21 protein-coding genes are annotated in these 18,751 nt (G+C 49.6%); 11 read left to right on the top strand and 10 right to left on the bottom strand.

The window, feature by feature from the left end; all coding sequences use genetic code 11:
- Positions 1-39: 39 nt before the first annotated feature.
- Together NC981_RS05490 and NC981_RS05495 are read right to left on the bottom strand one after the other, a co-directional pair.
- Positions 40-1,107, bottom strand: coding sequence for a hypothetical protein (locus tag NC981_RS05490; protein ID WP_348241897.1), 1,068 nt, complete (start codon positions 1,105-1,107; stop codon positions 40-42).
- A 284-nt stretch (positions 1,108-1,391) separates the two neighbouring features.
- Positions 1,392-1,889: a hypothetical protein gene (locus tag NC981_RS05495; protein ID WP_190375563.1), complete on the bottom strand. Its 498-nt coding sequence runs from the start codon at positions 1,887-1,889 to the stop codon at positions 1,392-1,394.
- A gap of 60 nt (positions 1,890-1,949) precedes the next feature.
- On the opposite strand from NC981_RS05495, the gene fmt reads away from it, so the two are divergent.
- Positions 1,950-2,966, top strand: a complete 1,017-nt coding sequence (gene fmt, locus NC981_RS05500) for a methionyl-tRNA formyltransferase (protein WP_348241899.1) — start codon at positions 1,950-1,952, stop codon at positions 2,964-2,966.
- Here the strand turns inward: fmt and NC981_RS05505 are convergent.
- The 3 genes from NC981_RS05505 to NC981_RS05515 all read right to left on the bottom strand — a co-directional run bounded on the left by NC981_RS05505 (position 2,914) and on the right by NC981_RS05515 (position 5,531).
- Positions 2,914-3,270 carry a DUF6464 family protein gene (locus tag NC981_RS05505; protein ID WP_190375565.1) on the bottom strand — a complete coding sequence of 119 codons (357 nt, stop codon included), beginning with the start codon at positions 3,268-3,270 and terminating at the stop codon, positions 2,914-2,916. The genes fmt and NC981_RS05505 overlap by 53 nt on opposite strands.
- 96 nt (positions 3,271-3,366) lie before the next feature.
- On the bottom strand, positions 3,367-4,899 hold the full coding sequence (locus NC981_RS05510) for a DUF4335 domain-containing protein (protein ID WP_348241901.1): 1,533 nt from the start codon (positions 4,897-4,899) through the stop codon (positions 3,367-3,369).
- The gene (locus NC981_RS05515; RefSeq protein WP_190375567.1) at positions 4,896-5,531 is read right to left on the bottom strand and encodes a DUF3038 domain-containing protein; all 636 of its coding nucleotides are present in this window, start codon (positions 5,529-5,531) and stop codon (positions 4,896-4,898) included. The genes NC981_RS05510 and NC981_RS05515 overlap by 4 nt, the downstream gene beginning before the upstream one ends.
- A 515-nt stretch (positions 5,532-6,046) precedes the next feature.
- On the opposite strand from NC981_RS05515, the gene psbP reads away from it, so the two are divergent.
- The 3 genes from psbP (at position 6,047) to NC981_RS05530 (ending at position 8,379) form a co-directional block, all read left to right on the top strand.
- Positions 6,047-6,589 carry a photosystem II reaction center PsbP gene (gene psbP, locus NC981_RS05520; protein ID WP_190375568.1) on the top strand — a complete coding sequence of 181 codons (543 nt, stop codon included), beginning with the start codon at positions 6,047-6,049 and terminating at the stop codon, positions 6,587-6,589.
- Positions 6,590-6,593: 4 nt separating this feature from the next.
- On the top strand, positions 6,594-7,277 hold the full coding sequence (locus NC981_RS05525; RefSeq protein WP_348241904.1) for a nucleoside triphosphate pyrophosphatase: 684 nt from the start codon (positions 6,594-6,596) through the stop codon (positions 7,275-7,277).
- 73 nt (positions 7,278-7,350) lie between these two features.
- Positions 7,351-8,379 carry a serine/threonine-protein kinase gene (locus NC981_RS05530; RefSeq protein WP_348241906.1) on the top strand — a complete coding sequence of 343 codons (1,029 nt, stop codon included), beginning with the start codon at positions 7,351-7,353 and terminating at the stop codon, positions 8,377-8,379.
- Here the strand turns inward: NC981_RS05530 and NC981_RS05535 are convergent.
- On the bottom strand, positions 8,367-8,795 hold the full coding sequence (locus tag NC981_RS05535; protein ID WP_348242048.1) for a pentapeptide repeat-containing protein: 429 nt from the start codon (positions 8,793-8,795) through the stop codon (positions 8,367-8,369). The two genes, NC981_RS05530 and NC981_RS05535, sit on opposite strands and share 13 nt — an antisense overlap.
- 109 nt (positions 8,796-8,904) lie before the next feature.
- On the opposite strand from NC981_RS05535, the gene NC981_RS05540 reads away from it, so the two are divergent.
- Positions 8,905-9,360 carry a YraN family protein gene (locus NC981_RS05540; RefSeq protein ID WP_348241908.1) on the top strand — a complete coding sequence of 152 codons (456 nt, stop codon included), beginning with the start codon at positions 8,905-8,907 and terminating at the stop codon, positions 9,358-9,360.
- Between the two features lie 9 nt (positions 9,361-9,369).
- On the opposite strand, the gene NC981_RS05545 is transcribed toward NC981_RS05540, so the two are convergent.
- Entirely contained in the window at positions 9,370-9,759 is a 390-nt protein-coding gene (locus NC981_RS05545; RefSeq protein WP_190375573.1) for a hypothetical protein, read from the bottom strand.
- A 181-nt stretch (positions 9,760-9,940) separates the two neighbouring features.
- Between NC981_RS05545 and queA the strand changes: the two genes are divergently transcribed.
- A complete protein-coding gene (gene queA, locus NC981_RS05550) occupies positions 9,941-11,017 on the top strand; it encodes a tRNA preQ1(34) S-adenosylmethionine ribosyltransferase-isomerase QueA (RefSeq protein ID WP_348241910.1) in 1,077 nt (358 codons plus the stop codon).
- Here the strand turns inward: queA and priA are convergent.
- Positions 11,009-13,429, bottom strand: a complete 2,421-nt coding sequence (priA, locus tag NC981_RS05555; protein WP_348241912.1) for a primosomal protein N' — start codon at positions 13,427-13,429, stop codon at positions 11,009-11,011. The genes queA and priA overlap by 9 nt on opposite strands.
- Before the next feature lie 687 nt (positions 13,430-14,116).
- Between priA and NC981_RS05560 the strand changes: the two genes are divergently transcribed.
- From NC981_RS05560 to NC981_RS05575, 4 genes are all read left to right on the top strand, one after another.
- On the top strand, positions 14,117-15,262 hold the full coding sequence (locus NC981_RS05560) for an RNA polymerase sigma factor, RpoD/SigA family (protein WP_190375637.1): 1,146 nt from the start codon (positions 14,117-14,119) through the stop codon (positions 15,260-15,262).
- A gap of 21 nt (positions 15,263-15,283) precedes the next feature.
- Positions 15,284-15,805, top strand: a complete 522-nt coding sequence (locus NC981_RS05565; protein ID WP_348241914.1) for a GNAT family N-acetyltransferase — start codon at positions 15,284-15,286, stop codon at positions 15,803-15,805.
- Positions 15,806-15,845: 40 nt separating this feature from the next.
- On the top strand, positions 15,846-16,052 hold the full coding sequence (locus NC981_RS05570; protein ID WP_190375576.1) for a glycogen debranching protein: 207 nt from the start codon (positions 15,846-15,848) through the stop codon (positions 16,050-16,052).
- Positions 16,053-16,114: 62 nt separating this feature from the next.
- A complete protein-coding gene (locus tag NC981_RS05575) occupies positions 16,115-16,792 on the top strand; it encodes a TrkA family potassium uptake protein (protein WP_190375577.1) in 678 nt (225 codons plus the stop codon).
- A 35-nt stretch (positions 16,793-16,827) separates the two neighbouring features.
- On the opposite strand, the gene NC981_RS05580 is transcribed toward NC981_RS05575, so the two are convergent.
- Positions 16,828-17,451 (bottom strand): nitroreductase family protein, encoded by a 624-nt coding sequence (locus tag NC981_RS05580; RefSeq protein ID WP_348241916.1) that lies wholly within the window; start codon positions 17,449-17,451, stop codon positions 16,828-16,830.
- Between the two features lie 216 nt (positions 17,452-17,667).
- Between NC981_RS05580 and NC981_RS05585 the strand changes: the two genes are divergently transcribed.
- On the top strand, positions 17,668-18,252 hold the full coding sequence (locus NC981_RS05585; protein WP_348242049.1) for a spore photoproduct lyase family protein: 585 nt from the start codon (positions 17,668-17,670) through the stop codon (positions 18,250-18,252).
- 9 nt (positions 18,253-18,261) lie between these two features.
- Here NC981_RS05585 and NC981_RS05590 read toward each other — a convergent pair whose 3' ends face one another.
- The gene (locus NC981_RS05590; RefSeq protein WP_348241918.1) at positions 18,262-18,540 is read right to left on the bottom strand and encodes a hypothetical protein; all 279 of its coding nucleotides are present in this window, start codon (positions 18,538-18,540) and stop codon (positions 18,262-18,264) included.
- Between the last annotated feature and the right edge of the window lie 211 nt (positions 18,541-18,751).

An 18,751-nucleotide genomic window follows, 5' to 3' on the forward strand; every position in this document is an offset into this window, starting at 1 on the left:
CTGAAGGATGAAGAACGCTCTTCATCCTTGCTCTTTATTCTAGAGTTTTTGACCCATGGAGATCGATCGAACCTCACCGTTACGCCGCACACTCACATAATTACTCGAAATATCCACCACGCTCCAACCACTCGACCCGACGCTTTCTCCGATGTAATAGCGCTGAGTCACGCCATTCATTTCAAACAGAATCGCAGATTGGCTCGGATCAGACGCGATCGCAATGCCGCGCAAGATCCGTTGCGGTTCGCTAGACACTGCCTGAGCAGGCTGGATCGCGATCGGAGCCGCAGACATGGCAGACCGAGGAGCCGGATTGATCGACAATCGCTCCAAAACCGAAGTTAAGCGCGTGAGCACTTGATTCAGCTCTTGCGGACTCTTACTCAGAGCGGTTGCAACGGGCATCGGCGAAGGGAGCGGAGGAACATTCACCACGACTGGCAGCTTATTTGATTCAGCATTCGATCGTGCGGTTCCAGGCATCGAAGTCGTCGGTAAGCTGCTATTTAAAGCGACTGGAATCGCGGTTGGAGTCTTAAGGTTGGCTTTGCGATCGATGTTTTCCAGTGACCGTTTCATGTATTGGGCAAACTGAGCGTTCGCATCGATCGACATCGCTTTCGGTACAGACGCGACTACCGCTGGTTCTCGCGTTGCCACGGCAAAAAGTCGCTGCATGGTTCCACGCTGAATCAGCCACGCAGAAGCCGCAGAAAGTGCCGACAGTCCAAAGACGATCGCAACGAACTTGGGAAAGCGGGAGTTACGCCTGATGGCTTTCTCGGCAATTTGATTGCCAGCTTTTGGCACAACGGCAGGAGAAGTCCATTGTGGGAGTTGTGGCTGGGCAACGAGCGGTGCCAGAGATGCTACAACGGGACGCGGAAGGTCGAGCGCGGGCTTGGGTCTTGCTTTGGACGATTCAGGAGGAGGGACGCTGCCCGATAAGAGGTCTTCCACATCCTCAAACAAGTCATCCATTAATCGATCGGCGTAGGTATCGACCTGGACAGGTGCTGGCATCAGCCCATGAGAATTCGTTGAAGGCTGTGCGGAAGTCGCCTGTGAGGATTGGTTTTGAGCGCCGCTGATGGTTTGAGGCATAGCTTTGGATTCAAAGGCTTGTCAAGTATAAGAATTGCTAGACATCCAACAGAAGGATCAAAATAAAGTGAACAAAAGTTAGCCTTGCATTACGCATGGGGCGATCGAGCCTCAAATCAAGATCTGAGAGTCCTACCGCTATGCGTGTTTGGGATTATACTCGACGATTTTTTGGACGGCGCAGTGCGGCGCAAGAAACCCCGGATTCTACGGAGATCGAGCGAAAGATGAGACAGTAACCAGCTAATTGTGAAGTCCGATCGCGGTTAAAAAGCTGTAGAGCACTACTCCTGCGGTAGATTCTCAAACACCTGCTCAACAATTCGCTTCGTTTTGTCTTCTAAAAGATTCCAATCCACTTCGCCTGTCGGATCAAACAGAGTCATATCGATTTCAACCGGAAAATCATCCCGCCATTCGCCGTTCTCCGATCGAAAGCAAATTCGATAGCATAACGCCCATAGATCAATATTGACTTGTCGATCGTCCTTCTCTAAACACAGTTCATACCCCGGATACGGCGAGGGCAAATGCACTAATGTTTCCTGAATTTCTGCAGCTTGTTCTGGGAGAGCAGTTTCGAGTTGCTGCTGAAGCTGAAGTACCGTCTGTTTGGTTTCGTCGGGGATGTCGTCTGCCCACACTTGGACATCGCGGTATTGCCCTCGCCAAGTTGAGGTATCGAGTTGTTTGCGTAAATTGTCAATTAGGCGAATGAAGGCAGGCTGCATCAAGAGTTCTGCCTGCTGCCAGGTTTCGATCGTTGCAAATCTCGGCTTCATAGGTTCAAAATATCAGCTTGAATAAGTGTAGAACGTCTGCCAGGAGCGAGAGTTAGATTGATGAAAATTGTATTTTTTGGAACCCCTCAGTTTGCTGTGCCGACGTTGGAAGCGCTGTTAGAAGTGGCAGAGTTCGAGGTCGTTGCTGTAGTTACACAACCAGATAAACGACGCGGACGCGGCAATGAATTATCTCCAAGCCCGGTGAAATCCGTGGCGCAGACGCATCAGATTCCCGTTTGGCAACCCAAAAGCGTGAAGAAAGATGCCGAAACCCTGGAAAATTTGCGATCACTCAACGCCGATGTTTTCGTTGTCGTCGCGTACGGGCAAATTTTGTCGCAGGAAATTCTCGATATGCCGAAATACGGCTGTGTGAATGTTCACGGGTCAATCTTGCCGAAATATCGGGGTGCGGCTCCGATTCAGTGGTGTCTGTATTACGGCGAAGCGGAAACAGGAATTACGACAATGCTAATGGATGCGGGAATGGATACGGGCGCGATGCTGTTGAAAGCGACGACCCCGATCGCACCCTTCGATTCCGCGCAGGATTTAGCCATTCGATTGAGTACGATCGGCGCAGATTTGCTCGTTGAAACCCTGCCAAAACTGGTTGAGGGTGAAATCCAACCGATTTCGCAAGACAACGATCAAGCAACATACGCACCGTTAATCAAGAAACCCGATTATGAGTTGGATTGGTCGCGCAGCGCGATCGAGCTTCACAATCAAATTCGTGGATTTTATCCAAGCTGTACAACTTCATTCCGGGATTCTGCGCTGAAAGTGCTGCAAACGATTCCGCTTGAACCAGAATTTTTGGGCGAGTTTGAAGAGTTAAAGACGATTACGTTTGAGCCCCGCTCTCCCGGTGAAGTGGTGAGTGTTGTGAAAAACTGGGGGGCAGTGATTCAAACCGGAAATGGCGCATTGCTGCTGCGGCAAGTCCAACTAGCAGGTAAGCGACCTCAATCCGGCTGGGACTTTGCCAACGGAACCAGAATTGCGATCGGAGAACCGCTTAATCCTGCGGGCGGTAGTGACGACAGCCTGCACAGAGACCATCAGGATTAACCGCACAGCGCATAATCTCCGATCGCGCATTATATTCGCAAGTGGCATCACCCAGCACCCAGCGCCCTTCAACGAGCGATCGCTCGATCGGACGTTGTGCGGTTTGAACATACAGCGCCACTTTGTGTAAGCGATAGCGCCCTGACTTCAGTTCATAGCGGTGACGACGCTCCAGAACAGCGTAGGTCTGACCTTCCAAATCGAAATAGGCTCCGGGCTGTGGCGACCAGTCGAGTTGCACACTGCCCAGAGATTTACGAGGATGGTTCAGAATAACCTCTGTGGGAAGTAGTTGTTGCTCCATGAAAATGTGCTTTAGCAAACTCAGAGTTATTCGATGGTATCGCACTCGCGTCCCGACCCGGAGCGAGTTTAGCTTTTGAACAGGATTAGAGTTTGCTTATCTCGATCCGTACCAGGGGTTAATTTGCAAAACTCCACTCGGCTTAAACACCACCTTGAACGATGCCGCAGGTTCAGCAGGGGCATTCGGATCAATCTGTTTCCCTAACTGTGGGAGCGGCGTGTCTTTGGCGTACTGACCTGCTACTGAGTTGTCGGGTTCATACCCAGCGATCGTCCCGTCCGGTTTAATCCGAACTCGAAACACGAGATCTTGATTAAACGGAGGTCTGCCTTTCCAATTTTGATTGATCGTATCGTAGAGTTTGGGCTGCAAGTTATCGAGGGTCGATTCGTCGGTCAGTTCTGTCTGAGTCGTCGCGGGATTTGCAGCAACAGCGGGACTTGAAGCTGGATTCGGAACGATCATCGTATTGGTCGTCGGACTTGCCGCAGGACTCGGAGGCGTGGCGGAAGTGGGCGACGCGATCGGCGTGACTTCAAAGTTTCCTTGCGGCTTGAAGACCACGCGATATTGCGCCAGAGGCTCTGATGATGGAGGACTGCCATCTGCGGGTAAATACAGCAAATCGAGCAGCGGTGTACGTCGGGCATTATCCAGTGCTGCAGGGCTTTCGGCTTTAAACCCAACGACATCTCCAGTGCGAGCCACGCCAACGCGATAAGCTAACTCCTCGGTTACAGCCGATTGCGTTTTCCATCTGTCCCGAATTTGAGCCGACAAGCGATCGCTCAGCGATCTTAATTCTTGAGGGTCGGTAATCGGAGGAGCCGCATTCAGCGCAGTTTCAAGCTGTGCTAGATCCGGAGAAGCTGTTGGGCTGGGAGATGTCACAGCGCTAGGAGATGCCGTTGGGCTAGGAGATGCCGCAGCAGTCGGAGAAGCAACGGGGCTAGGGATCGGGCTTGCGCCTGGACTTGGGGGGGTTGCAACGACACCCGGACAATCGGATGCCCCAGGAGTTAAGCATTCTGGCGTTTTCACCCGCATCGTGGGCAACGAGAAGAACGCGATCGCCGCCAATGCCAGTCCCGATACCCCGATCGAGGCAGGAACGACTTGTTTAGCGAGCGGTTCACCCGATCGCGCATACCGTTTCGGAACGGGCGAAAGATTCAGCGACCAATACGGCAACGTTTGAGTATCAGCGACGAATTGATCAATCGCCTCAACCAAATCAAACAACTGCACGGTCGTTAAATCGACCGCTCGTTCTTCACTGTTGGGATGGTTCGGATCTTTTTCGACAATCAAGCGATGATGAGCACGATCGATCCGCTCCAAGCGAATAAATGAGGGACGATCGCTATAAGTATGCCGGGGTAAATGAACACCGCTCAAAAATTCTTGAGCGTACAAACTCACAGCCGTCACCAGACTTTCAAAAAATTCGCGCCCGCCGACAAGTGGCTTGTCTTGTCCGGGTAAATGACATTCTGCATTAATCAGCAGCGACATCACCGGGCGAATTTCTGGTTGTGCAAATCCGGTTGTATCCGACAAGCCTTCTAAAATTAACGTGCAATTTGGCAAGCTGTACTGGCGTTGCAGCGTCATCGCGTTCGTCATTGCACTTCTCCGTCAAACAAACTAATCCACAATCGTTGGACTCCAGAAGTCCCCGTACAGAATAAAAGCTGCTCTAACAAATCCAGCGCCAGTTCGTTTAGCTTCTCATCGGAACTGTAAGCCATTACGCCTGCGCGTCGAGGATTCATGCGGCTGCGGTAGTGAGCGCGAAATCTCTCTAAATATTCTGATAAGCGAAAATGATGATCGATCGATAAATTCTTTTCGCTGAGTTGCTGATACGCCAGCAATAATTGCCGAATTAGCACCGTTAAGCGGCGGGCTAAGTAGCACGTCACCACCACTAATGCTTTCGCTTCCACTAGCGTCAAGGGTCGGCGTTGGGCGTAACGGCGGAATGGGTTCGTCGATCGCATCCGCCACAGAGTAACCCGATTTTTCAGCACTCCGCGCAGTTCAAACTCCGAGGCAACCGCCAAAATTGCTTCTGATCCTGCTAAATCCAGCGCTTCGATCGCCAACAGCAGCAAATCGATCTGCATCCGGGTGCGACGCGGACATACACCCTCGGCAACAGGCGGATCGGGCAGACTATCGAGAATAATCGGCGTGGGGGGCGGTAGCGGAGCAGGTGGGCTATTCAACTGCATTACATTCACGGAGGCACTCATTCCTTATTAATTTATTCGTAATGGGGGTTTGATTGAAGCAACCTGACTGAAGGTGGAAATCCTCTAAATTTGATCGCTTCCGACTGATATACAGTTCCTTTCACTCACTACGAATTGCGTATCCCAAATTACGAAGTTCCAGCATTTTACCGAAATCTCACGACAAATCTGTGGATGATCTACTGAGCCAAGCAAATTGTGAAGCCGAAGTTAAATTCGTGCCTCCGTAGACTTGCGGGAAGTTGCAATTCTAGAGACGCTCTGCCCAAACAGTTTTACAGTTTAGCGGACATTTTGGATGCTGATTCATTCTGCCAAATTTGATCGGGAGTTGGAGGGGGAGGGGGAGTAGGGGAAGAGGGGTGCTGCGTTTTCTTCACTCTCTCCAACTCCCTCTGAATTTCTCGGCACGATCGCGCTCCCGAAAATGGGAGAATAAGAAATGTTGTCTGCCCGATAGCGCGTCGTTTGTGCGTGGTTTGACAGAGTAAGACGTTTTGTGGAGAAGTGGTTTGATGCTCAAACGAATCATTGCGGTGATGCTCGTTGTTCTGGCGCTAGGGCTACAAGGTTGTGTGTCTGGCGTGGGTGGACTGAAAAGCTTTATTGATAGTACCGATGGCTATCGATTTTTATATCCAAATGGCTGGCTACCTGTGAAAGTGACAAACGGGCCAGATGTGGTGTTTCATGACATCATCGTGCAAACCGAAAATATCAGTATGGTGATTAATCCGGTTCCGGGTAAGAAAAAGCTAGCGGAATTGGGAACACCAAGCGAGGTGGGGTATCAGTTGGGTAAAAGCGCGATCGCGCCCCCTGATTCCGGTCGCACAGCGGAGCTAATCAGCGCCGAGTCACGCGAGATTGCCGATCGAACCTATTACCTGCTGGAATATCTAGTCACCTTGCCAAATCAGGAGAAGCGGCATAACTTAGCCAACGCGATCGTCTATCGCAGCAAGTTGTACACGCTGAATGCTTCGACCTCAGAGGAGCGCTGGGAGAAGATGGCTCCGATTCTCACGAAGTCGGTGAAGTCGTTTATGGTGGATTAGATCGATGGTGGTTCCCTTCGTGTTAGCTTCGGCATCTCCGGCTCGTCGTCGGCTCTTGGCGATGGCAGGAATTTCTGCGATGGTGTATCCGAGTGACTTTGACGAGTCACAGATTCAGATTACTGATCCGGCTAAATTGGTGCAGGTTCTTGCCGAAGGGAAAGCCCGATCGACAATGCAGTCGCTCTTTTCCAGGCAGTCTGAACTGCCGTCTGGATTTTTTTCAACCACGCCCGGACTCATTCTCGGCTGTGATTCGATTTTGGCGATCGATGGCGAGATTCACGGCAAGCCGAAAGATTCAGACGAAGCGATCGCTCGATGGAAAAAGATGCGCGGCAATGTGGGTGAGCTGTTTACAGGGCATGCGTTTTTGCAGCCTTACACAACCGTTCAGGGCGCGTTGATGCCTTATCCGCCCTTGGTACAAACCCAGATGACGCGGGTATATTTTGCTGACATTAGCGATCGACAAATCGAGGCTTATGTCGAAACGAAAGAGCCGCTCAGTTGTGCAGGGTGTTTTGCGCTAGAGGGTCGCGGTGGGCTATTTGTAGAAAAAATCGAGGGCTGTCATACCAACGTCATCGGCTTAAGTCTGCCTTTGTTGCGTCAAATGCTGTCAGCGCTTGGATATGATGTCACCGATTTTTGGCAGGATAAAACCGATAACCGATTTTTAGTGTGAAGATTTTATTGGATATGGAATAGCGCTTCTAAACTGGAACAAGTTGTGCGTTTGCATGATGGTGTAGTGCGACATGAGCTTTGGCGCGGATTCTTCACAGCAGCGGATCGATTTGAGTCAGTCCGATCGGTTATTACGCGATCGGTATTTGATCGATCGGATGCTGGGTCGAGGTGGCTTTGGTGTAACGTACCTGGCGCGGGATACCCGCTTGCCGGGACATCCTCACTGTGTGATCAAGCAGCTTTGCCCCAAAGTCCGCGACCCCGCCGCTCTGAAAAAAGCCCGTCAGCGATTTGAACAAGAGGCGAAAACGTTAGCGCGGTTGGGGAGCCATTCACAAATTCCACAACTGCTGGATTATTTCGAGATCGAGGGCATCTTTTATCTCGCTCAAGAATTCATTCGGGGACGGACGCTCGCTCAAGATGTGCAGAAATTCGGCGTATGGACAGAAGCAGCCGTCAAACAGTTTCTGAAAGAGTTTCTGCCGTTGTTGCAGTACGTTCACGCTCAGCGGGTGATTCACCGAGATATCAAGCCCTCAAATATCGTGCGCTGTCGAGAAGATGGACGTTGGGCGCTGATCGATTTTGGAGCGGTAAAAGAGCGCATCTCATTATCTGAGCCGACTTCTCGATCGCTTGTCACCCGATTTGTAGGGACGATCGGATTTGCGCCGCCCGAACAAGTTGCCATGCGTCCGGTATATTCGAGCGATATTTATGCGCTCGGAATTACCTGCTTGTATCTGTTGGGGGGACGGGTTCCCACCGAACAAGACTACGATGCTTATACGGGGGAATTGCAGTGGCGAAAACTGGTGAGAGTCAGCGATTATTTTGGGCGTATTCTCGACAAAATGCTGCAAGCCTCGACGTGCGATCGCTTCAAGTCCGCCGATGAGGTATTTCGGGCGCTAGAACTCGAAGCACATTTAGATAGCTTGCGCCCTTGTTTAAGCCATCATCCGCTCTCTCAAACTGAACCTACCGCAGCAAGTCACGAATTCGTCTCGCCAATGATGAGAACAGCGATGGCAATTCGAGCTTGGCAAGTGCGGCTTGCCGCGAGACAAGCGAAAGAAAATCAGTCACAGTAAAGCGTTTCGCGGGTGTCGCGTCCGGTTGTCGGATTCGTTCCCTTTGCCACAGAGCACAGAATCTTTTGGGCATCGGGTCTGAGCAGAACATCGGTAAAGTCGGCTCCATCGATGATCGCGCCCTCAAATTTTGCATTTGCCGCAAATGCGCCTTCTAAATTGGCATTGGTCAAGTTGGCGCGGGTTAATCGGGCTGAATCCAGTACACAGTCGCGCAAATCTGCCCCTTCTAAGTTCGCTCGGTCTAGGTTCGTCGCAAAAAATCTCACGCCTCTCAAGTTCGTATGGCTCAAATTACCGTCGCGCAAATTCGCTTTGGTAAACTCCGAATCGGTTAAATCCTGCCCTGAAAAATCAGCCCCGATTAGGATTTCTTTGGTGTAGTCCAGCGCAAAAACGGGTGCAGCGAAGAGCATCCAAGACGCGAATAGAGCCACGACCGCGCAAACGAAACTTTTTAAGCAATTAGAACGCATTGGCAAAATTAGGGAATGTTTTAAAGAGAACACTTTAAAAATCCTACCTGTGGATCAGCCGAATTCGACATCTAATCTCGGAACCTCCGGCGAAGACTTCGTTGCGGACTGGCTTCAGTCACAGGGAGCGCTAATCTTGGCGCGCCAATGGACTTGTCGATCGGGTGAACTCGATCTGGTGGTCAAAACCAGCGATGCGATCGCAGAGCGCGGTGCGAGCATCGTTGCCTTTGTCGAAGTCAAAACCCGCAGTCGAGGCAATTGGGACAGCGATGGGGTTCTATCAATCACGCCAGCCAAGCAAAGAAAACTCCTCACCACAGCAAAGTTCTTTTTGCTCACGCATCCACACCTGTCAGAATTCCCTTGTCGCTTTGATGTTGCCCTCGTCCGATATCAGGCTCAGACACGAAAAAGGGGAAATCAGCCTTCTGCGGCGACTTCCCCCCACCTCACCAAAAATCAATTCTCAATACAAAACTATATCCGCGATGCGTTTAGTTAAACCATTTAGTTAAGCCAGCGTTTCGGGGCAATATCCCAACCCTTGAACAAACTGCTTGCGGAACTCTTCGATTTCTTCGCGTTCGGGGCTACCATGCGAAACCACTGCCACTTGATAGCGCTGCATCACATCGATCGGGGATTGTCCTGTTTCGAGTCCCCACAATACCATTTGAATGCGAATGTTTGGACAATAAGGAATGCCTAACTCATTTAGAAACGCTCTAAAATCGCCTTCGGTCTGGGCATCGATCGCCTGAGATAGCTTAACCCTGACAACCCAACCATCGATTTGGTGAATGACAGTCAAGAAGCTGAGCGGGAGTTGCTTCGAGTGATGCAAGTGTTCCACAATTCTCAGGGTTAGACTGGCATTCGCGAGGTAGTAGAGGTACTCCATAGAATTGACACCTAGCAAATGCGGCTTACATTTCTATTGTGCGGTAGCACCCACGATTGCAATAGGGGAGAAGCCCCCGATATCGCCTGGGGAATCTCACCCATTTTGTAAATTATTGAGTGATCCGGATCAAAATTATCCGAAAATACTAACCACTCACCTGTAACGATCGCCCCTAATTATGACCGTGGAAGCTGACCAACTCCTTTCGGCTTATGACTATCATTTACCTGAAGAGCGTATTGCTCAGAATCCCGCCACTCCAAGGGATAGTGCGCGGCTGCTCGTGATTGAAAGTCAAACTCAGCACTGTCATCGGATTTTTCGGGAGCTAGATGAGATTCTGCGTCCTGGGGATTTGCTGGTGTTGAATAACACGCAGGTCATTCCGGCGCGACTGCACGGGCACAAAACGACGGGGACTGAAGTGGAGATTCTGCTGCTCGAAGAACATCAGCAAAATCAGTGGTTAGCATTGGTCAAACCTGGAAGGCGTTTGAAGCCTGGCAATCAAATTGTGTTTAAGCCGCATGGGGAGACCGAGGTTGAGTTGACGGCATCGATTTTAGCGAGTGATCCAGAGACACGCGGGCGGATTCTGCAATTTCAGGCTTCAGACGGCCGATCTCTGCTTGAAGTGATTGACCAGTTTGGCGAAGTGCCTCTACCCCCATATATCCACGAAACTGAAGCAGAACCCAATCGGTATCAAACTGTGTACGCCGATCGCAGGGGAGCGGTTGCCGCACCGACCGCAGGACTCCACTTCACGCCCGAACTTCTAGAACGTTTAGAGCAAAAGGGCATCGAAAAGACTTTTATTACGCTGCACGTTGGGGTAGGCACGTTTCGTCCGGTCGAAGTTGAAGATATCACGCAACATCAGATGCACGGAGAATGGATCGAGGTTTCTCCGAAAGCGGTGGAGAAGATTCGAGAAACGCAAGCGAGAGGGGGACGAGTGTTTGCGGTGGGGACAACTGTGGTGCGATCGCTCGAAGGGGCATCGCAGTCGGGTCAGATTGAACCTTACTGCGGCAAGACAAATTTATTTATCTATCCGGGCTATGAGTGGCGCACCGTTAACGGTTTGATTACAAATTTTCACTTACCAAAGTCCAGTTTATTGATGTTAGTCAGCGCCTTGATTGGACGTGAGCGGTTGTTAAAGCTGTACCAGGATGCGATCGAGAACGAATATCGCTTCTATTCTTTTGGTGATGCGATGCTAATTCTGCCGGAAGCGCGATTACATTAGGTTCATTGGATCGACATCGATCGTTAAACTCACCGTCGAGGGACAGTGCGATCGCAGTTCCATCACATCAGGAATGCGATCGTCAGTCAGCTTGAGTAAGATTTGCCATCGGTAGCGCTGAGCGATTCTGACAATGGTTGCGGGTGCAGGGCCTAAAACTTGATAATCTTCGTCGGATTTAAGTAAGAGGTCGGCGATCGTTTCTGCAGTGGACTGAACGGTGCTGGCATTGAGACCGCTAAATCGCAGCAACACCAAGCGTCCGTAAGGGGGATAGTTGAGCAGCGATCGTTGTTCGAGTTCGCTGGCGACAAAAGGTTCATACTGCTGGCGTTTGACCGCTTGGATCACCGGATTTTCGGGAGCATAGGTTTGTAGAATCACTCGTCCCGGTTCAGTGCCTCGTCCGGCGCGTCCTGCCACCTGTACCAAGGTTTGAAAGGCTCTTTCACTCGCTCGAAAGTCTGCCAAGTTGAGTAAACCATCGGCTGAGATGATTCCGACCAGGGTGACTTGAGGGAGATCAATCCCCTTGGTAAGCATTTGTGTTCCCACTAATAAATCTGCGTCACCGTGAGCAAATTGGCTTAACAATGCTCGATGCGCTCCTTTAGCACGAGTCGTATCACTGTCGAATCGAATTGTTTTTAAGTCAGGAAATAGCTTAGCGAGTTCTTGAACCACTCGTTGAGTGCCGCTTCCAAAGTTTTTGAAATACGATGAACCACAAGCGGGACAGCGCTCTGGTTGACTCTGAGTGTGATTACAGTAGTGGCATCTTAAAAGCGGTTGAGCATTTTCGTGAACATGATGATAGGAGAGCGAAACATCACAGTTCGGACAGTCCATCACATAGCCACAACTGCGACAAGACACAAAGGTACTGTGTCCGCGACGATGAATGAATAACAGTCCTTTTTGATTGTTTTCTTTGAGTTTCTTCAGTTTAGATTGCAACGATCGGCTCAAAATTGAGCTATTGCGATCGTGCAGTTCCCGCCGCATATCAATCACGTCAATCTGCGGTAAAGGTCGATCTAAGATGCGCTTCGGTAACGATAGATAAGTTGAAGATTGCGCCGTTAACCAAGACTCTAGCGAAGGCGTTGCAGATCCGAGAATCAAGGGACAATCTTCTAGTTCAGCACGCCATTGCGCCACGGATCGCGCATGATAACAAGGAGCAGGCTGATCCTGCTTAAAGCTTGAATCATGCTCCTCATCCAGCACAATTAATCCTAAATTGGGGAGCGGCGCGAAAATTGCTGATCGTGTCCCGATCGCAACTTGTGGCGAACCTGTGAGCATCTGTCTCCAAGTATCGAACCGTTCCCCATCAGAGAGCGCACTGTGATACACACAGACTTGATCACCAAATCGCGCCCGAAAGCGATCGGTTAACTGTGGCGTTAATCCAATCTCAGGCACTAACACTAAGGCAGATTGACCGCGCTCTAGAATCGGGGCGATCGCTTGCAAGTAAACTTCAGTCTTTCCTGATCCGGTCACACCATGCAGCAAGATCTGTTCAAATCCCGTTACCGCTTGAATTCGCTCTAGTGCTTGAGCTTGATCCGGGGTGAGTGATTTAGCAGCATCATGATTAACTTGTGGACTGTGTTCACTCCGCAGAACTTCCCGACCTTGAAGAATCACACAGCCTTGCTCTTGCAGCCGCTTCACCGTTGCAGAAGTCGTGCGGCAATGCTGCAGCAAGTCAGTCAGCCACATCTCACCTCCGTTGCGCTTCAGAACTTCTAAAATCTCGCGCTGACGTTCTCGTAACTCTGTCTGTATCGAAACCAGGATCACAGCTTGTCGCAGTTGCGGTCGAATCGTTGCAGGCGGCTCTAGATAGCTTTCGACATAATTGAGCTTCAGTAAGTCCTGAAGTCCCCGATGCGCCCCTTTGACCTGTCGCTGAATGAATTGCCAGGAATAGCCTTTAGTTTTACTCGCTTTTAGCAGCTTGAGAATTTGTTGCGCGGCAGGATTGAGAAAGACTTCATTCGCTTCGGGATTAATCAATCGAATGCGTCTTTGCGATCGCGCTAACAATCCCGGCGGTAAAGCCACTCGCACCACCTGCATCAGCGAAGTCTGATAATAACGTGCCACGCGATCGAGCAATGTCCAATACGATGCTGGGAAAAAGCCTGCACTCACAATCGAATCAATCGATCGAATCTGCTCTAACTTCGGCAGATCATTCAGTACCCGAACTGCAATTCCCCCTACTTGCTGTGCCCCAAACGGAACACTGAGAATGTCCCCAGGCTGCACCCGCAATCCAGACGGCACAGAATAGGTGAACACTCCCTGCGCCCCCGGACAATCCACTAATACCTCAACCCACATTGGCGCAGTCAAATACTCTGCCCTCGATTCCGCCACAGATTGCAACTCAGACATATCAGCAAATGAAGAGAAAAACTTAAGAAGTCCTGTAAGGAAGAAAAACTACGGTATGAAATTACCAAGAAATCGAAAGTAATGCAGTGCGGATGAACTATTGATTAATTTTAACGTGAGACTGAGTGTACCGGATCGATCGCCCTAATGGCTGAGGACTTGTCTAAAGATAGATTGAAACCTCTGGCTTTGGCTTTTCCCACCATTGGTAGAGATGAAAATCGGAACGGGTATGAGAGTCTGTTATAGCAACCGGACGGTTCGAGATCTTGTCTTATGGGCAAAATTTCTAACTCGATTCAAGTGCAATTCGCTACTCCAGCGAATCGGAAACGTGCCGAAGCTGAAAACGCATCTCCAGGATTCCTCCCGATTCAGAGACGGCGGTTCCGAGCAGACTTTCTATCCTGCTCATAAACTAAACGTTTCCAAAAAGTTTCTCACCAAACTTACAAATTCGTCATAGGTTCAGGAGGAGTTCTAAGGCTACATGATTCAAATTTAATTAGAAAACATTCAAGATAAAACGACTCAATACTGGCTTAAATCTTCAGCCTAAATTGATCACTTAACTGGCAACTCTCTCATTAACTCGATCGCGTAAAACTACCTCAATATCACATCACTATGAACGAACAAAGCAACAGTTCTCACACAGAAGCCCTCTCTAGTGATTTGGACTTTGCAATGGACGTTGCTGAGTTAGATTCAGTGGACTCTTTGCAATTAGAAGCCGATTTCGCAGACAGCACTCCGATCGAAATTGAACCTGATTTACTCGAACTGACTTCGGTTGCCGCTGATTTAGAAGACTCAACCGATTCCGGTGAATCTGAAATTGATCAGATGGCATCGGCTCGATCGTCTGGATATAACAAAACCGTTGCGGATGATGCGGTTGGCGCATTCTTTAAAGAAATGGCGCGTTACCCGCTCCTTAAAGCCGATGAAGAAGTCGAATTAGCTCGGCGAGTACAGTATCTTGTAGAAGTGGATGAGGTACAACGTAAGCTTTATAGCGAATTAGGTCATATGCCCACCAAAGCCGAGTTGGCAGAACGTATGGGCTTGACCGAAAGGCAATTAGAACATCGATTACACCGCAGTCGTGTGGCAAAGCGGAAGATGATTCGATCGAATCTCCGCTTAGTCGTCTCGATTGCGAAACGATATCTCAATCGCGGTGTTCCATTCTTAGATTTAATTCAAGAAGGGGCTTTAGGATTAAATCGGGCAACCGAAAAGTTTGATCCCGACAAAGGCTATAAGTTTTCAACCTATGCGTACTGGTGGATTCGGCAGGGGATCACGCGAACGATCGCGAATGATGCTCGCACCATTCGCTTACCCATTCATATTGTTGAAAAGCTCAACAAACTGAAAAAAGCGCATCGCGAACTCAAGCGCGAACTCGGGCGCAATCCAACTGAAGCAGAAATGGCTCAATCGCTCGAATTAACCGTTGAGCAATTACAGCATCTCCAACAAGTTCGCCGTCAATCGCTTTCGTTAAATCACCGAGTTGGTAAAGGTGAAGATACAGAATTGATGGATTTGCTCGAAGATGGAGATACACAATCGCCAGAGTCCCAAATGAGTGAAACTATGTTGCGCCAAGAGATTTGGGATGTGTTGGGCAATGTTCTGACCGAGCGTGAGAAAGACATCATCTCATTGCGCTATGGTCTGACCACCAGCAAGCCTTGTACGCTTGAAGAAGTGGGCGGAATGTTCAACCTATCGCGAGAACGGGTGCGCCAAATTCAAAGTAAAGCGATGCGGAAGTTGAGAAGACCTCAAATTGCAGAGCGGTTAAAGGGCTGGTTAGGCTAGTCAATCCCCGAAATATGAGTTATGAGTTTTGAGTTGCTGCAACTTGAAACTCATAATTTTATGTTTGAAATTCGTCCTGCGACTCCTGCTGATGTGCCTGAGATTTTCGCCTTGATTCAGGCACTCGCGGAATATGAAAAATTGTCCCATCAAGTTACGGGATCGATCGATCATCTCCACAATCACCTTTTTGGCGAAAAGCCTTACGTAGAGGCACTTGTCGCCATTGTTGAAAATAAAGCGATCGGCTTTGCACTATTTCTACACAACTATTCAACTTTTTTGACAAAGCCGGGAATATACCTAGAAGACCTCTTTGTTCGACCCGACTATCGAGGATGGGGGATCGGTAAAGCACTGCTAACAGAATTGGCTGGGATCGCAGTAGCTCGGGGCTGTGGGCGTTTAGAGTGGAGCGTCTTGGACTGGAACGAAAGCGCGATCGGATTTTACAAACGCATGGGGGCAACGGTGCTTCCAGACTGGCGAATCTGTCGAGTGACGGGAGAAGCACTAACGCACATGGCAACAAGCTCCTCGTAAATATGGCAAAATTCTCTGTAGGGTCTTGGAGGACACAATTATGGCAATTTGGGTAAACGAACAAGTTGATCCATCGGGGCTGATGTATGCGTGTATCGCCTGCTGCAATGAATCTCAAGCGCAAGAATGCCACGAATCCTTTGAAGCAAATCTGACCGACAAACAAAAAGCAGAAGGTTGGGTTGCCCGGATGCGCCTCGTTAAATCTTGGGACGAAGTTCCGGTTAATTCGCTCAAGCTTGACTAAAAGATCCGGTTTTTGATTGCTCATGCTTTAGGCTAGAAGCATCATCGTGAGTCAGAAGGTCTATGTACGTTTTAATCGGAGGCGCGGGTCTGATCGGTCTAAATCTGGCTCAGCGTCTCATTGCTCTGGGGCATACGGTTGCAGTGATTGATGTGAATCCTGCGGCTTGTCGGTATGCGCGGGAACAGTTAGGGGTGATGGCATTCGAGGGCAGTGCGGTAAGTACCGAAGTGCTGATTGAAGCTGGAATTCGTAAGGCGGATGCGATCGCGGCGGTGCTGCGGGATGATGCTTTGAATTTAGCAATGGTGACGCTGGCAAAGCATTATGGTGTGCCGATGATTATGGTCAGAATGCGGCACAAGGATTTTGCTGAGCCGTATCGATTTGCCGGGGCAACTCATGTGATCAATGCGATCGAGCTTGCGGTTTCGACAATGGTGAATTTGATCGAGTACCCGGAAGTGGAATCGATGATGCACTTTGAGCAGGGTCAGATTGAAGTGTTTAAGCTGTCGATTTCGCCGAATTGCAACGTAGTCGGTCGCAGTGTGGCAGAGGTGGCGCAAGATCCTCGATTTCCGCGTGGCTCTTTGATTATTGGCTATCAACCTCACTCCCAAATGGATCTGGAGATTCCCAACGGCAGCACGATTTTAGCACCAGATTCTACGGTGCTGATGGTGACCAAACCGGGATTTATGCACGAAGTGATTGATTTTATTCAGAAGTGCAGTTAGGTGCGAGTCCACTTTGCGTGTTCGCACCAAAGCCATTAAATCAAGTTTGAGGATTGCTGCCAGCGTCCGGTAAAGACAAAATCCTGAATCGGTTTGCGCGATCGTGGAGCCGATAGTCTTTGCTGCAATCGCTCCGATAACTGATGAGGATCACCGAGATACCCTAGCGCGATCGCATCAACAGGTTCATATCCTTGAGGAATGCCATACAGTTCTTTTGCTTTGGCAACATCAAAGCCCGCCATTTGGTGAACATGAAGACCTAACGCGGTCGCTTGAGCGGCTAGATTTGCTTCTGCTGCTCCCACATCATGAAAGGCATGACGATTTTCATTGCCATTCTTTTCAAAATTGAGCTTAGCCACTGAAATCATCAGTATCGGAGCGCTCTTTGCCCATTCCTGATTTCCTTCTGCTAAACAGCCAAGCAATCGATCGAACTCCTCTGGGTTGTCTTTCGCTGCAACAATAAAACTCCAGGGTTGCTCATTGAAGGAAGAGGCTGCCCATCGCGCCGCTTCGAGAACACTAGCAAGCTTTTCCGGTTCAACAGGACGATCGGAAAAAGCAAGCGGACTCCAGCGATTTTTGAGAATGGATTCGATCGGGTACTCGGTAGGGACAACCTTATCGACTAATGGATCAGAACTAACTGCCATAGCACTTTACTTGAAGAAACGATCGCTTAATCGTGATCGAAGCACTTCTCAATGCCCTCACTCTTTAGACGGGAACGCATCTAGCGTAGATCCCTACATCGCGCATCGGATCACCTCACTGAGCCGTTTAGACGGCAACGCTAAACTAGAGTTGAAGAGTATAAGACCTGTCCTTTGACTTCATCACTTCAGCATTCCACCGCATCAAGCGACGATATTACTCGGCTTCTCAACATTCAACAGATTTATTTTGAACCTGCGGTTCTCGACTATCCCCGCGCTCACGAGATCTTTGCACAGTATCCCGATGCCGATCGCACAGAAGTTGAGTCTCACTGGCAAATTCCAGACCTTCACGGGAATGAAGATTCTGTAGGAGAGTGGAATCGGATTAAGCGATCGGCCTTAGTTCTCGGTATGAAGAAGTCGCTTTCTGCCCGCCCGAATTGTCGTAGCTCTGATTTTGTCGCGCCTTCTCATGCCAATGGCTGCGCGATGGCTTGCGCGTATTGTGTTGCTTCTGGCACCCTGATCTCTACTCCTCAAGGTCAAGTACCTGTCGAGCAAATTCAGGATGGAGATGTCGTATTTGCTTACGATAGTTCTTCGGGACAGCTTGTAGAAGCCGTCGTTTCTGGAACGGCTCAACGGGACGTTGACGAAGTGCTTGAAATTCAGGTTGGTGAGCAAGTGCTTCGTGTAACGGCTGAACATCCGATAATGACTCGTAGAGGATGGGTAAAAGCTGGAGATCTAACTGAAGACGATGAAGTTCTGTGTGATGATACCCACACAGCGTAATGCCATTGTTCAAATCCAAGGCGTATTGTGGAAATAGGGCGACAGGGATGACGTGATGGGCTTGTAGAATTTTGGTTTCTCCGCAGCATCGGCAAGCCCGATCGCGCTCAAGAATGTTTCCAGCCCATTCTTTTCCTTTGCGTCGATGTCTAAACGTTTGGTTAACGCTGCCATTAACATAGTTTGGGTTGCCTTGTGCAAGGTAGCGTTCTGCAATGATTTTAGCTTGCGATTTTCTTCCTTCCCCTGCTTTTGAGCAGGTTGGACAATATCCTTTACGATTCTCATGCGCTTTGGATAGTTGACCGCAAATCCGACAATTTTTCAGCTTGCTGTGCAGATTTGGAAGCGATTTATCAATAGCAAATAGGATGCCTTCATACTGCCGAATTGTTCGTGTATCTTTTCCTAGAGACTGACTGGCTTGACGGTAGGAGTAAAAAGACTTGAAGGGCTTTTCAAGCATTGCCGTATGCGCCTGTTCGCACTGATTACAGCA

Source organism: Leptolyngbya sp. DQ-M1 (assembly GCF_039962505.1).
GTDB lineage: Bacteria > Cyanobacteriota > Cyanobacteriia > Leptolyngbyales > Leptolyngbyaceae > Leptolyngbya.